Here is a 13793-nt window from a genome sequence, read left to right on the forward strand (position 1 = left end):
GCTCCACTGTAGAGAGATCGGGCACCTCGCGCGGGGAGACCGGCGTCACACAGATCGCCGTCGCGCGAGTGCGCTACGGTGAACACATGCGTCTCCGTGCGAACCTCGCCTGGTGGCCGTCCTAGGACGGCCGCTCCCGACGCGTACACACATCCCGGGCCGTCCATCGCGACGGCCTTCGGTGTCTCTCCGCCCGGCCCCGCGATGGGGCCCGCGTCCTACAGGAGAAGACATCATGACCACCGTCACCGCCGCCCGCGTGGACGTTCCCGCGCACATCGCGCAGAACCCCGGGGCGCACCGCGTCCTGACCGGCGAGCGCCCCACCGGTTCACTGCACGTGGGCCACTACTTCGGCACGCTCCAGAACCGCGTCCTGCTCCAGGACCTGGGCGTGGACATGTTCATCGTCATCGCCGACTACCAGGTCCTCACCGACCGCGACGTGGCCGGGAACCTCCCGGCGATCGTGGAGGGCGTGGTCCTGGACTACCTCGCGGTGGGCATCGACCCGGCGAAGGCGACGATCTTCGCGCACTCCTCGGTGGCGGCGCTCAACCAGCTGCTGCTGCCGTTCCTGAGCCTGGTGTCGACGGCCGAGCTGAGCCGCAACCCCACCGTCAAGGACGAGATCGCCGCCTCGGGCCGCTCGCAGGTGTCCGGGCTGATGTTCACCTACCCCGTGCACCAGGCCGCCGACCTGCTGTTCTGCAAGTCGACGCTGGTGCCGGTGGGTGACGACCAGCTCCCGCACATCGAGCTGACGCGCACCATCGCGCGCCGCTTCAACGACCGGTACGCGCAGCTGTTCCCGCTGCCGGAGGCGATGCTCTCGCACGCCCCGCGCCTGCTGGGCACCGATGGCCGGAAGATGGGCAAGAGCGGCGGCAACGCGGTGAGCATCAAGTCCAGCGCCGATGAGACCGCCGCGATCGTCAAGACCGCCAAGACCGACGCCGAGCGGCGCATCACCTTCGAGCCCGAGCGGCGCCCGGAGGTGTCGAACCTGGTGCTGCTGGCGGCGCTGGCGGCCGGTCGTGACCCGCACGAGGTGGCCGAGGAGATCGGCGACGGCGGGGCGGCGGTCCTCAAGCGGGTGGTGACCGAGGCGGTCAACGAGCGGCTGGCGCCGGTCCGCGCCCGCCGCGCCGAGTACGCCGCCGAGCCCGGTCTCGTGCGCGGGATCCTGCGCGAGGGCGGCGAGCGCGCCAACGCCGTGGCCGACCAGACTCTGCTGGAGGTCAAGGAGGCCATGCTCACCTACTACTGAAGAGCGGCGTGTGGAGGCCCGCCGTCCGGGTCGCGAGTGGACGGCGGGCCGTCCCACGGGTGGGCTACCGTTGCCCCGGATCGGCCAACCCGCCAGAAGACGGAGAGGAACACCCCCGATGGTCCTGCGCAAGCTGCTGTCCGCTTTCGGCGTCGGCGTCGAGGTCGACACTCTCCTGTCGACGCCCACCGTCCGGCCCGGCGGCACCCTCCAGGGCGAGGTCCGCTTCTCCAGCGGCAAGTCCGATCACCGGGTCACCGCGATCAACCTGGAGCTGGTCGCCGAGGTGGAGATCGAGCGCGACGACACCACCCGCAAGGCCTCCTATTCGTTCTTCGACGCGCGCGTCGCCGGTGAGCTGGAGCTGGCCGCCGGGTCCAGCCACAGCGTCCCCTTCGCGATCCCGGTGCCGTGGGAGACGCCGGTGACCACGGTCAACGGGCACCAGCTGTACGGGATGCGCCTGGGCGTGTCGACCGAGCTGGAGCTGGCCGGGGCCCTCGACAAGGGCGACCTGGACCCGCTGCACGTGGAGCCGCTGCCGGCGCAGGCGGCGGTCCTGGACGCGCTGGCGCGCCTGGGCTTCACCTTCTCCGGCGCCGACCTGGAGCCGGGCACGGTCCCCGGCTCGCGGCTGCCGTTCTACCAGGAGATCGAGTACTGGCCCGGCGGGCGCCACCGGGCCTCGTTCAAGGAGCTGGAACTGACCTTCGTGACCAGCCCGGCGGGCGTGGACGTGATCCTGGAGGCCGACAAGCGCGGCGGGTTCCTGTCGGCCGGGCGCGACGCCGTCAACCGCTTCCACGTGCCCCACGCCGAGCACGGCGACCTGACCGGCCTGCTCACCGAGCAGCTGGAGCTGCTGGCGCGCCGCTAGATCTCGCCGGCGACGTAGCGCTGGAGCGTCGGCCCGTACCAGGCCACGATGTCCTCCACCGACATCGCCACCACCGGCGGGAACTCCAGGGCGTAGCGGCACAGCGCGAGCCCGAGGACCTGCGTGGCGGCCAGGCCCGCGCGGGGGGCGGCCTTCTCGATGTCGCCGTCGTAGAGGGCGGCCACCGTGCGCAGCACCTGCGTCCCGAACAGCTCGCGCATCTTCCCGGCCTCCACCGGGTCGGCCACCGCGGTGCGCATGAGCGCCAGCAGGGACCGGTCGGTCTCCCACAGGTCGATCAGGTGCCGCACGACGCGGGCGCCGATCTCGTCGCGCGGCATCGCCGTGAGGTCGGGCAGGCGCAGGTCGTAGTCGCTGACCTGCTGGAACAGCTGCTCCTTGCTGCCGAAGTAGCGCATCACCATCGCCGGGTCGATGTGGGCGTCGGCGGCGATGGCCCGGATGGTGGCGCGCTCGTACCCCTCGTCGATGAACCGCTTGCGGGCGGCGGCCAGGATCGCGGCCTTGGTGGACTCCGAGCGGCGGCGGTGTGCGGGGGTCATGCGGCACATCTTACGTCAACACGCGTTGACCCCCGCGTCACCGGTCAGACCTCGATCACCGCCGACAGCCGCAGATCGGCCACCGACCGTCCGGCGTGGACCACGTAGGCGCCGCGCCGGGTGACCCAGCCGCCGTTCTCCCACACCTGCGCCGCCCGCGCCGGGATCGGGATGTGGACCTCCACGCCCTCGCCCGCGGCGGCCTCCACGGCGGCGAACCCGGCCAGCCAGCGCGCCGGGCGCTCCTCGTCGGCCTCCACCGGCTCCAGGTAGACCTGGACGACCTCGCGCCCGGCCCGCCCGCCCTCGTTGTCCACCGTCACCCGCACGGTGCCCAGGCTCTCTCCCGCGGTGTCATCGGCGTCGACGGCGATGTCGGCGTAGTCCCAGGTGGTGTAGCCCAGGCCGTGCCCGAACCAGAAGGCCGGGGCGACGGCATCACGGCGCTCCCAGGCGCGGTAGCCGATGAACACGCCCTCCTCATAGACGAGCTTCCCGCCGGTGGGCACCACCGCCGAGACCGGCGCGTCGGACAGGCGGCGCGGCCACGTGGTCGGCAGCCGCCCGCCGGGCTCCTCGGCCCCGGTCAGCACCGCGGCCAGCGCCGGGGCGAACTCCTGCCCGCCGAACCAGGTCAGCAGCACCGCCGGGACCTCCTCCAGCCACGGCATCTCCACCGGCGCGCCGGCGGTCACCACCACGATCGTGCGCCCGTTGGCCGCCGCGACCCGCGACACCAGGTCGTCCTGCCGCCCGGGCAGCGCCAGGCTCTTGCGGTCGAAGCCCTCGCTCTCCACCGCCTCGGTGGTGTTGACGAACACGATCGCCACGTCGGCGCCGCGCGCGGCCTCGGCCGCCTCGGCCAGGCCCGCCTCCTCGTCCGGGACGGGCCGGGAGTGCCCCAGGGTGAAGAACACCATCTTCAGCGGACCCCGCACCTGCCGCGGATCGATCGCGGCGGTCACCGCCACCTCCACGGGCGTACCGGCCGTCATCGCCACCGCGAAACGCGTCTCCGGCGGGCTGATGAAGGCCGCCACCGGGTCGTCGCCCTCGGGGATCTGCGGGCCCTCGAAGAGCCTCTCGCCGTCCACCACCAGGGTGAACATCCCCGCCCCGGCCAGCGACAGCACGTGCTCACCGCTCTCATCGGGCACGATCGTCGCGCGCAGTTCGACGGTGGCCAGCGCCGCCGGGTCGAGCCCGGCGGGCAACTCGCCCATCCACGCCACCCGGCTCTCGGCCAGCTCCTCGGCCACCAGCACGTTCCCGGCGGCGTCGCGAGCGGTGGCCGTGGCCGCCCCCGCGTACGGCGGCAGCAGCGTCCGCGCGTCGGCGCCCACCCGGTAGTCGATCTCCACCCCCGGCAGGGCCTCCCGCAACGCGTCCAGCGGCGTGGCCACCGACGGCACGAACACCTGCGCGCTCCCGCCGCCCATCACCCGCGGCTCCCGCGCGGCCATTCCCGACACCGCGATCCGGCGCACACCCGCCAGCGGCAGCAGCCCGCCGTCGTTCCTGGCCAGCACGAACGACCGCGCCGCCGCCCGCCGCGCCTGCGCCGGGCCGTCGATCCGGGCCGGGAGCTCACCCACCGCCGCCGGAGCGCCCGCCAGCGCACCCACCCGCGCGGCCAGCAGCAGCACCCGCCGCACCATGGCGTCCACGACCTCCTCGGGGACGCGCCCCTCGCGCACCGCCGCCGCCAGCGCCTCGCCGTAGACGGTCACCGGGCCGGGCATCGCCACGTCCGTGCCGCCCATCGCCGAACCCACCGTGTCGCGCGAGGCCGTCCAGTCGGAGACGATGAACCCGTCGAAGCCCCACTCACCGCGCAGGACGCCGTTCTGGAGCTCGCCGTTGGTGGTCATGCTCGCGCCGTTGACCGCGTTGTAGGCGGCCATCACACCCCACGCCCCGGCCTCCTTGACCACCGTCTCGAAGGGCGCCAGGTACAGCTCGCGCAGGGCGCGCTCGCCGACGATGTTGTCCACGCTCATCCGGTCGGTCTCGGCGTCGTTGGCCACGAAGTGCTTGACGGTGGTGGCCACGCCTCCGGACTGGACGCCGCGCACGAAGGCCGCGGCCATCTGGCCGGTCAGGTAGGGGTCTTCGGAGAAGCCCTCGAAGTGGCGTCCGCCCAGGGGCGAGCGGTGCAGGTTGACGGTGGGCGCCAGCAGGACGTGGACGCCCTTGCGGCGGGCCTCCTGGGCGAGCAGGCGGCCGTTCTCCTCGGCGAGCCCGGGGTCCCAGGACGCCGCCTGGGCGGTGGGGCTGGGCAGGGCGATGGCGGCGTCGCCGGTCCACTTCTGGCCGCGGACGCCGATGGGCCCGTCGGACATGACGATGGGTGCCAGGCCGATCTCGGCGACGCCGGGCAGGGTCCACATGTCCTGTCCGGCCAGCAGGCGGGTCTTGGTGTCGAGGTCGAGGGCGGCGAGGGCCTTCTCGATGACGTCGTCGTACATGGTCAGTGAACCCCTTTGATGCGAGTGACGAGGACGGCGCCCGCGAGGCCGACGAGGGCCGCGAAGGCGAACAGGGCGGCGTAGTTCTCTCCGCCGCCGATGGCCGGGAGCAGCGGCGCGACGGCCGCGCCCAGCACGAAGGCCTTGCGGCGTCCGCCGAAGCGGTCGGAGAGCCGGCCGCCGGCACCGGCGGTGACGGTGGTGAGGGCGTAGCCGGCCATCAGGATCGGGCCGAGGGTGGCGGGCACGTCATCGGCGGCGGCGCCCGGAGCGCGAGCGGGTCCGGTCCGACAGGCGCCCGACGAGGGGGTTGGCCACGAGGACGCCGAAAGCCCCGGCGGCCAGGACCATCGCCAGGCCGCGTTCCTTGGCCGCCGGCGCCACGGCCTCGATCTTGAGGGCCATGGTGACCAGGACGGGCGGCAGCAGCGCGGCGAACAGGCCGAGGTTGGCCATGCCCAGCCGCAGCGGGAACGCGCGGGGTTCCCGCTGGACGCCCTGGTCCGCCTCGGGGGTGGTGATCGTGTGCGACATGGCCGCTCCTGACGTGCCGCCGCGACTCCGGTGTCGCGGCCCGATGCGAACTATGCCACGACTTACCGAGTAGTCGGTAGGTAGCGTGATCCGTTCGTTACATGATGACGCGCGGAGTGCCGTATTTCACCGCTGACGCCCCGTCCGGCGGCGCGCGCCTAGGCTGGCGTCCATGCCACGAGCCCGCCGCACCACCCGCCCCGAGGCCCGCCGCGAGGAGATCCTGGAGGCGGCCCTGGAGCTGTTCGCCGAACGCGGCTACCGGGGCGCCAGCCTCGCCCTCATCGCCGAGCGCGTCGGGCTGACCCAGCAGGGCCTGCTGCACTACTTCCCGACCAAGGAGCGGCTGCTGGTGGAGGTCCTGGCCCTGCGCGACGAGCGCGACACCGCCCACCTGTGGCCGCACGGCGGCCTGGACGCGCTGCCGGCCATCGTCGAGCTGAACACGCAGCGGCGCGGCATGGTGCAGTCCTACACGGTCCTGTCGGCCGACTCGGTCACCGAGGACCACCCGGCCCGCGACTTCTTCACCGGGCGCTACGAGCGGCTGCGCGAGGCGGTCGCGGCGATGGTGCGCGAGGACCCCGGCGTCGTCCTGCCCGAGGGCATGAGCGCCGAGGACGCCGCGGCGATGCTCATCGCGGTCATGGACGGCCTCCAGCTCCAGTGGCTGCTGTCGGGCGGCGACATCGACATGACCGGAGTCGTGCGCGGCGCCTTGGCACTGCTGCGCCGCTCGCCCTGAGAACACGCCGGACTCGGGCCTTGGAAAACGACTCGGGCCTTAGAAAACGGAGAAGGCCCGGGAGACATCGTCTCCCGGGCCTTTCACATTCTCACTCGGTCGGGACGGCGGGATTCGAACCCACGACCCCTTGACCCCCAGTCAAGTACGCTACCAAACTGCGCCACGTCCCGAGGCCACCCGCACCTTGTGAGCGCGCGGCAGCGAGGAGAAGCATATCCGAGCCCACCCGTGACCCCGCAACCGGGTATCGACAAGGGATCACCGCAGCTCACGTGCCACAACGACGAAGGCGCGCCCCCCATAAGGGAACGCGCCCGCCGCCGTCACTTCTTGGCCGGTTTGCCGCGCTTTTCGCGCGCCTTCACCTGGATCGAGATGGGGCTGCCGACGAAACCGAAGTCCTCGCGCAGCCGCCGCTCGACGTACCGCACGTACTGCGGGTCGAGCTTGCCGGAGGTGAACAGGATGAACCGCGGCGGACGGATGTCCACCTGGGTCGCGAACAGGATCCTGGGCGCCTTGCCGCCCCGGATCGGGTGCGGGTGGGCCGCGATCAGCGCCGCCATCCACTGGTTGAGCTCACCGGTGGACACCCGCTGCTCCCACCCGGCGAGCGCGACGCGGATCTCGCGGGCGAGCTTGGCGACCGCCCGGCCCGTCATCGCCGAGATGTTGATGCGCGGCGCCCAGGCGACCCGCCGCATCTCGCGCTCGATCTCGCGCTCCAGGTAGTAGTGGCGCTCCTCGTCGACCAGGTCCCACTTGTTGTACGCGATCACCAGGGCCCGGCCCGATTCCACGACCTGCGAGATGACCCGCTGGTCCTGCTCGGAGATGGCCTGCGAGGCGTCCAGCAGCACCACCGCGACCTCGGCGGCCTCGATGGCGCCCTGGGTGCGCAGGGACGCGTAGTACTCGGTGCCCGACGCCTGCGCCACGCGGCGGCGCAGGCCGGCGGTGTCGACCAGGTGCCAGGTCTCGCCGTCGATGTCCACCAGGCTGTCGACGGGGTCGACGGTGGTCCCGGCGACGTCGTCGACGACCGCCCGCATGTCCTTCGACAGCTGGTTGAGCAGGCTCGACTTGCCCACGTTGGGACGCCCGACGAGCGCCACCCTGCGCGGGCCGCCCTCCTTGGGACCGAAGTCCTCGGGGACCTCCGGCATCAGCTTCATGATCTCGTCGAGCAGGTCGCCCGAACCCCGGCCGTGCAGCGCCGACACCGGGAACGGCTCGCCCAGGCCCAGCGACCACAGTCCCGAGGCCTCCGGCTCCTGCCGCTGGTCATCGATCTTGTTGGCCACCAGCAGCACCGGCTTCTTGCCGCGCTGCAGGACCTTCGCGGCGGCCTCGTCGACGTCGGTGGCACCGACGATGGCGTCCACGACCAGGATGATCACGTCGGCGGTGCGCATCGCGATCTCGGCCTGACCGGCGATGGCCGCCGCCCGGCCCTTCGCGTCGGGCTCCCAGCCGCCGGTGTCGACGACCATGAATTTGCGTCCGGCCCACACCGCGTCATAGGACACGCGGTCGCGGGTCACACCCGGCTTGTCCTCCACGACCGCCTGGCGGCGCCCGATGATGCGGTTCACCAGCGTGGACTTGCCCACGTTGGGGCGGCCCACGACCGCCACGACCGGTACCGGGCCCTCCTCCTCGGCGAGCGCCGCGTCGACGTCGGGCTGGAACTCCTCGGCTAGCGCGGCCCAGATGGCGTCGTCAGTCACGTGATTTCCCCGTTGCTAAGTAGTGCGAGCATCCGGCCCACGACGGCGTCGATCCCCAGATGGGTCGTGTCGATCGCGACGGCGCCGGCTGCGGCTTCCAGTGGCTTGGTGGTCTTGGAGTCGGCGGCGTCGCGCCGGGCGATGTCGGCGGCGGTGGCCGAGACGTCGGTGTCGTTCTCGGCGCTGCGGCGGCGGGCGCGCTCCAGCTCGTCGGCGTACAGGTACACCTTCAGGTCGGCATCGGGCGCCACGACCTCGGCGATGTCGCGGCCCTCGACCACGATCCCCGCGCCGGCCTCGGCGATGATGCGGCGCTGCTCGGCGATCAGGTGCTCGCGCACCGCCGGGACGCCCGCGACCGCCGACACCGCGCCGGTCACCTCCGCGCCCCTGATCTCGGCGTCGACGGGCTCGCCGTCCAGCCGCGTGAACGGGTCGCCGGGAGTGGTGCCCAGCTCCAGCTTCGCGGTGCGCACCGCCTCGGCCACGGCGTCTTTGTCGGCGAGGTCGACCCCCGAGCGCAGCGCGGCCAGCGCCGCCGCCCGGTACATCGCGCCGGTGTCGAGGTAGGCCGAGCCCAGCGCCGAAGCCAGCCGCTTCGACACCGTGGACTTGCCGGACCCCGAAGGTCCGTCCACCGCGACCACGCGCGCCTGCGGACTGTTCACTCTCGCCTCCCGATCACCTACCGCGTCCCCGACGAGGACCGACCCAATCATGCCTTGTCGCCCGAAGTGAGCTCCAGCACGGGCCGCTCGTACAGCGCGCCCGGGCGGCGTAGCCTTCCCCGGGTGGGCGAGGACACAGTCTGGACGACGCTGCCGGGACCGACCGGACCGGTCGCCATAGCCGTCTCACCGCGCGGCCTGCGCCGCCTGTCACTGCTCGACCGGCCCGAACGCGCCGCCGAGCACATGCCCGACGGCGCCGTCGAGGGCGAGAACGAGCGCACCGCCGCCGTGGCCGCGCAACTGGCCGCCTACCTCACCGGCGAGCGCCGCGAGTTCGACCTGCCCCTCGACTGGTCGGACTTCGACGGCTGGCAGCGCACCGTCCTCCAGACCCTCCACGAGACCGTCGCCTACGGCGAGACCGTCAGCTACGGCGAGCTCGCCGCCCGCGCCGGGCGTCCCGGCGCGGCGCGCGTGGTCGGCGCCATCATGGGCTCCAACCCGATCCCGATCGTCGTGCCCTGCCACCGCGTGGTGGACAGCGGCGGCGGGCTCGGCGGATTCTCCGGCAGCCGCCGCGGCCCCTCCATGGAGACCAAGCGACGGCTGCTCACCATCGAAGGGGCCATCGCCCCGACGCTGTTCTAGCGCCCGCCGCGCGGGCCACCGGCTTACAGGCCTACGGCCTTACCCTGCTTGCCTTTACAGGCCTACGGCCTTGCTCTACCGGCTTTACAGGCCTACGGCCTTGTACAGAGCCCCCAGCTCCTCACGGCGCAGATTGCGCACCGTGCCCGGCTTGAGGTTCCCCAGCGTCACCGCGCCGATCCGAGTGCGCACCAGCCGGAAGACCGGGTGCCCGACCTCGTCCAGCAGCCGCCGCACGATGTGCTTGCGGCCCTCGTGGACAACGATCTCGATCAGCGAGCGGTTCTCGTGCTCGTCGATGACCTTGAAGTCGTCGATGGTGACCGGCCCGTCCTCCAGCGTCACGCCCTTGGCCAGGCGCCGCCCCAGCGACATCGGGATCGGCCCGCGCACCTCGCAGCGGTAGGTCTTGGCGATCTCGTAGGACGGGTGCATCAGCCGGTGGGCGAGGTCACCGTCGTTGGTCAGCAGCAGCAGACCCTCCGAGTCGGTGTCCAGGCGCCCCACGTGGAAGATCCGCTCCGGGACCGCCGTCACGAACTCGCCCAGGCCCTTGCGGCCCTGCTCGTCGGCCATCGACGACACCACACCGCGCGGCTTGTTGAACGCCAGGTGCACCGTGCGGACGTCGGTGATCACGCGCTCGCCGTCGACGTGGATGACGGCGGTGGCGGGGTCGACGCGCACGCCCAGCTCGGCGCGCTTGCCGTCGACGGTGACGCGCCCGGCGGCGATGAGCTCCTCGCTCGCGCGCCGGGAGCCCAGCCCGGCCGAGGCCAGGACCTTCTGCAGTCGCTGTTCGCCGGTCTCAGCCATCGATGGCGCCTTCCGTGAGCTCGTCGAGGTCGTCGGGCAGGAACGGCGCGAGTGGCGGCAACTCCGAGACGGAGTTGATACCGAGTTTCTCCAGGAAAAGCACCGTCGTACGGTACAGGTGCGCTCCGGTGTCGGGTTCGCTGCCACACTCCTCCACGAGTCCGCGGGACAGGAGGGTGCGGATCACGCCGTCGCAGTTGACGCCGCGGATGCCCGAGATGCGGGCCCGGGTGACCGGCTGCTTGTAGGCGACCACGGCCAGGGTCTCCAGCGCGGCCTTGGTCAGGCGGGCCTGCTGGCCGTCCAGGACGAAGCGCTCCACGTGCGGGGCGTACTCGTCGCGGGTGTAGAAGCGCCAGCCCCCGGCCTGCCTGCGCAGGTCGAAGCCGCGGGCCTGGGCGGTGTACTCCGCCGAGAGCCGCTCCAGCGCGGCGGTGATCTCCTCTTTCGTGCGCCCGAGGTTCTGCGCCAGGACGATCTCGCCGACGGGCTCGTCGACGACCATGAGGATCGCCTCCAGGGTGCCGGGGAGGTCGTCGACCTCCGGCGGCGCCTCGTCCCGGGGCTCCTCGGCGGGCTCGTCCACCACGGCGACCGGTTCGGCGATCTCCGGTTCCGGCTCGGGCTCCATTTCCGGCTCCGGCTCGGGATCCGGGGCGGCCATCACCGGTTCGGGGGACGCCTCCGGCTCGCCGCTCTCGCGCCGCCAGGGCGGCGTCCAGCCGGCGACCTCGGCCGCCAGGCCCTTGGCCTCACCGCCGGTGTCGTCCCGCGGCGGCCCTTCGGGCTCCTCCCCCGCCGTGGCCCGCTGCCATGGCGGGGTCCAGTCCGCCACCGCGTCGGCCAGGGATCCCCGCGCCTCGTCAGCCACCGTCGGTGTCCTCCGTCTTCTCGTCGGCGCCCTCCGGGGCGCCCGCGTATTCGTCGACATCGATGGCGCGGGCGTCGGCCTCGGCGATCCAGCGGACCGTCAGCTCCCCCAGGGCCTCCACCTGCTCGAAGCCGATCATGTTCTCCCGGTACAGCTCCAGCAGCGCCAGGAACCGGGCGACGACCTCCAGGGTCGACTCGCAGTCGGCGGTCAGCGCGCGGAAGGTCGCGGTGCCCAGGCCGCGCAGGCGGTCCTGGATGATCGCGGCGTGCTCGGCGACGCTGACGCGCACCATGTGCACGTGCGCCACCGAGACCTCCGGGACCGGTTTGGGCGACATCGCCGCCGCGGCCAGTTTCGCCAGCCGCTCGGGGCCGATGCCCAGGACGAGGTCGGGCAGCGCGTCGGCGTAGCGGCCCTCCAGGGTGACCGCGCGCGGCCAGCGGCGGGCGGCGTTCTGCTCCAGGCCGTTGATGTGGGCGGCGGCCTCCTTGAAGGCCTTGTACTGGAGCAGCCGCGCGAACAGCAGGTCGCGGGCCTCCAGCAGCGCCAGGTCCTCGGCGTCCTCGACCTCGGCGGCCGGCAGCAGCCGCGCGGCCTTGAGGTCGAGCAGGGTCGCGGCGATGACGAGGAACTCGCTGGTCTCGTCGAGGTCCCAGTCGTCGCCCATCGCCCGGATGTAGGCGATGAACTCGTCGGTGACCTTGTGCAGCGCGACCTCGGTGACGTCGAGCTTGTGCTTGCCGATCAGCTGGAGCAGCAGGTCGAAGGGGCCCTCGAAGTTGGCCAGCCGCACCTGGAAACCGGTGGGCGCGGGCGCCTCGGAGGCCGGGGCGCCGGCGGTCACCGCGCCGTCCACTCCGTCGTCCAGTCGCTCGCTCGCCGTGATCACCCCGAAAGCGTAATCGCCGCCGCGCGGGCGCGCGGCGACACCTGCCAACCTCGGGCCGCCCGCTCCTCAGAGCAGCAGCCGCGCCAGTGGCGTGACCACCACGTCCAGGACCCGGTGCAGCGGAGGCACTCCCCCGATCGGGACGGCCATCAGCACCAGCAGCAGCACCGATCCCACCCGGCGCCCGGCCAGCAGCGGCTCGGCCGAGACCACCCCGGGCAGGAACCGTTTCAGCAGCGTCCATCCGTCGCAGGGCGGCAGCGGCATCAGCGCCACCACCGCGAAGCACATCAGGCCCACCCCGGTGGTGTAGACCAGCTGCTCGGCGGCCGGTCCGGGGACGCCGCGCAGCACGTCGGAGGGCCGGTAGACCTCGCCGGTGAGGCTGGCGGGGAACAGCGCGCCGAACCCGGCCACCACCGCCGCGCCCGCGATCAGGACCCCGGCGGGCCCGGCGATCGCCGTCCACATCGGACGCCGTGTGCCGGGTGCCGCCGCGCCCCAGCCGGTGCCGCCGAAGACCGCGCCGAGCAGCCCGAGCGGGTCGACGTCGCGGCGCCAGGAGGGCAGCCGCGGCCCGCCCGCGAGCACGCTCTGGGCGAGATGACGCAGCCCGATGCCGAGGACCAGCGCCGCGGCCAGCCCGGCGAGGGCGGCCGGCTGGGCGAGGGCGTAGATCAGGTGGGGCTCCTACCGGCGAAGGTCGTGCGCTGCCAGAACCTCGCGCGCCAGCTGCCGGTAGGCGCGCGCCCCGCTGGACGCGGGCGCCCAGGTGGTGATGGGCTCACCGGCGACCGTGGTCTCCGGGAAGCGGACGGTGCGGGTGATGACCGTCTGGTAGACGCGGTCCCCGAAGGCCTCCACGACCCGCTGAAGCACCTGGCGGCAGTGCGTGGTACGCGAGTCGTACATGGTGGCCAGGATGCCTTCCAGCTCCAGGTCGAAGTTGAGGCGCTCGCGGACCTTGTCCACGGTGTCCAGCAGCAACGCCACACCGCGCAGCGAGAAGAACTCGCATTCGAGGGGCACCAGGACGCCGTGGGCGGCGGTGAGGGCGTTGACGGTGAGCAGGCCCAGCGAGGGCTGGCAGTCGATGATGATGAAGTCGTACTCGCTCATCACCGGCCGCAGCACCCGCGTCAGCGTCTGCTCCCGGGCGACCTCGTTGACCAGCTGGATCTCGGCGGCCGAGAGGTCGATGTTGGCGGGCAGGACGTGCAGCCCGGCCACGTTGGTCTTGATGACCACGTCCTCGATGTTGACCCCGTCCTGCATGAGCAGGTTGTAGATGGTCAGGTCGAGGGTGTGGGGGTTGACGCCGAAGCCGACGCAGAGCGCGCCCTGCGGGTCGAAGTCGACCAGCAGGACCTTGCGCCCGTACTCGGCGAGCGCGGCGCCCAGGTTGATCGTCGAGGTGGTCTTGCCGACCCCGCCCTTCTGGTTGGCCATGGCGATGACGCGCGCGGGGCCGTGCCGTTCGAGGGGCTGGGGCTGGGGGATGTCGCGCTTCCCGGTGTACGCCTCGGGGTCGGCGGGACCGGCTTCGCCGTCGCTGCCGTCGGGCGGTGGCGGAGTCTGCCGCAGCGCTGCCCACTTGTCGTCATTGTCGACGGTCATGTCACGCCCCTCCCGGTGAGGTCGCCGCCGCCAGGGTGCTCGCAGCGGGGCGGTGCGCCCTTGCCTGCGACTGTACGGCAGCGACAAT

15 protein-coding genes and 1 tRNA gene are annotated in these 13793 nt (G+C 72.5%); 4 read left to right on the top strand and 12 right to left on the bottom strand.

Annotated features, from left to right (window positions below):
• The first annotated feature begins 235 nt into the window (after window positions 1-235).
• Both trpS and QSK10_RS20150 read left to right on the top strand, forming a co-directional pair.
• A complete protein-coding gene (gene trpS / locus QSK10_RS20145; RefSeq protein WP_285664416.1) occupies window positions 236-1270 on the top strand; it encodes a tryptophan--tRNA ligase in 1035 nt (344 codons plus the stop codon).
• A 118-nt stretch (window positions 1271-1388) separates the two neighbouring features.
• Window positions 1389-2147: a sporulation protein gene (locus tag QSK10_RS20150; protein ID WP_285664417.1), complete on the top strand. Its 759-nt coding sequence runs from the start codon at window positions 1389-1391 to the stop codon at window positions 2145-2147.
• Here the strand turns inward: QSK10_RS20150 and QSK10_RS20155 are convergent.
• From QSK10_RS20155 to QSK10_RS20170, 4 genes are read right to left on the bottom strand one after another with little or no spacing between them, the layout of a single operon-like run.
• The gene (locus QSK10_RS20155) at window positions 2144-2710 is read right to left on the bottom strand and encodes a TetR/AcrR family transcriptional regulator (RefSeq protein ID WP_285664418.1); all 567 of its coding nucleotides are present in this window, start codon (window positions 2708-2710) and stop codon (window positions 2144-2146) included. The two genes, QSK10_RS20150 and QSK10_RS20155, sit on opposite strands and share 4 nt — an antisense overlap.
• A gap of 44 nt (window positions 2711-2754) precedes the next feature.
• Window positions 2755-5178 (bottom strand): glycoside hydrolase family 3 C-terminal domain-containing protein, encoded by a 2424-nt coding sequence (locus QSK10_RS20160; RefSeq protein ID WP_285664419.1) that lies wholly within the window; start codon window positions 5176-5178, stop codon window positions 2755-2757.
• 2 nt (window positions 5179-5180) lie between these two features.
• A complete protein-coding gene (locus tag QSK10_RS20165) occupies window positions 5181-5399 on the bottom strand; it encodes a hypothetical protein (RefSeq protein WP_285664420.1) in 219 nt (72 codons plus the stop codon).
• Window positions 5400-5427: 28 nt separating this feature from the next.
• Window positions 5428-5712 carry a hypothetical protein gene (locus QSK10_RS20170; RefSeq protein ID WP_285664421.1) on the bottom strand — a complete coding sequence of 95 codons (285 nt, stop codon included), beginning with the start codon at window positions 5710-5712 and terminating at the stop codon, window positions 5428-5430.
• Window positions 5713-5884: 172 nt separating this feature from the next.
• On the opposite strand from QSK10_RS20170, the gene QSK10_RS20175 reads away from it, so the two are divergent.
• Window positions 5885-6457 carry a TetR/AcrR family transcriptional regulator gene (locus QSK10_RS20175; protein ID WP_285664422.1) on the top strand — a complete coding sequence of 191 codons (573 nt, stop codon included), beginning with the start codon at window positions 5885-5887 and terminating at the stop codon, window positions 6455-6457.
• Between the two features lie 99 nt (window positions 6458-6556).
• On the opposite strand, the gene QSK10_RS20180 is transcribed toward QSK10_RS20175, so the two are convergent.
• From QSK10_RS20180 to cmk, 3 genes are all read right to left on the bottom strand, one after another.
• Window positions 6557-6630, bottom strand: a tRNA-Pro gene (locus tag QSK10_RS20180).
• 153 nt (window positions 6631-6783) lie between these two features.
• A complete protein-coding gene (der, locus tag QSK10_RS20185; protein WP_285664423.1) occupies window positions 6784-8190 on the bottom strand; it encodes a ribosome biogenesis GTPase Der in 1407 nt (468 codons plus the stop codon).
• Window positions 8187-8858 carry a (d)CMP kinase gene (cmk, locus tag QSK10_RS20190; protein WP_285664424.1) on the bottom strand — a complete coding sequence of 224 codons (672 nt, stop codon included), beginning with the start codon at window positions 8856-8858 and terminating at the stop codon, window positions 8187-8189. Before cmk ends, der begins: the two co-directional genes overlap by 4 nt.
• Before the next feature lie 123 nt (window positions 8859-8981).
• On the opposite strand from cmk, the gene QSK10_RS20195 reads away from it, so the two are divergent.
• A complete protein-coding gene (locus QSK10_RS20195; RefSeq protein WP_285664425.1) occupies window positions 8982-9509 on the top strand; it encodes a methylated-DNA--[protein]-cysteine S-methyltransferase in 528 nt (175 codons plus the stop codon).
• Window positions 9510-9593: 84 nt separating this feature from the next.
• Here QSK10_RS20195 and QSK10_RS20200 read toward each other — a convergent pair whose 3' ends face one another.
• The 5 genes from QSK10_RS20200 to QSK10_RS20220 all read right to left on the bottom strand — a co-directional run bounded on the left by QSK10_RS20200 (window position 9594) and on the right by QSK10_RS20220 (window position 13705).
• The gene (locus tag QSK10_RS20200) at window positions 9594-10325 is read right to left on the bottom strand and encodes a pseudouridine synthase (RefSeq protein ID WP_285664426.1); all 732 of its coding nucleotides are present in this window, start codon (window positions 10323-10325) and stop codon (window positions 9594-9596) included.
• Window positions 10318-11196, bottom strand: a complete 879-nt coding sequence (scpB, locus tag QSK10_RS20205) for an SMC-Scp complex subunit ScpB (RefSeq protein ID WP_285664427.1) — start codon at window positions 11194-11196, stop codon at window positions 10318-10320. The genes QSK10_RS20200 and scpB overlap by 8 nt, the downstream gene beginning before the upstream one ends.
• On the bottom strand, window positions 11189-12085 hold the full coding sequence (locus tag QSK10_RS20210) for a segregation and condensation protein A (protein WP_432705347.1): 897 nt from the start codon (window positions 12083-12085) through the stop codon (window positions 11189-11191). Before QSK10_RS20210 ends, scpB begins: the two co-directional genes overlap by 8 nt.
• Window positions 12086-12154: 69 nt before the next feature.
• Window positions 12155-12679 (bottom strand): hypothetical protein, encoded by a 525-nt coding sequence (locus QSK10_RS20215; protein WP_285664428.1) that lies wholly within the window; start codon window positions 12677-12679, stop codon window positions 12155-12157.
• A 99-nt stretch (window positions 12680-12778) separates the two neighbouring features.
• The gene (locus QSK10_RS20220; RefSeq protein WP_285664429.1) at window positions 12779-13705 is read right to left on the bottom strand and encodes a ParA family protein; all 927 of its coding nucleotides are present in this window, start codon (window positions 13703-13705) and stop codon (window positions 12779-12781) included.
• Window positions 13706-13793 lie beyond the last annotated feature (88 nt).

The organism is Actinorhabdospora filicis, assembly GCF_030269765.1.
Taxonomy (GTDB): Bacteria; Actinomycetota; Actinomycetes; order Mycobacteriales; family Micromonosporaceae; genus Actinorhabdospora; species Actinorhabdospora filicis.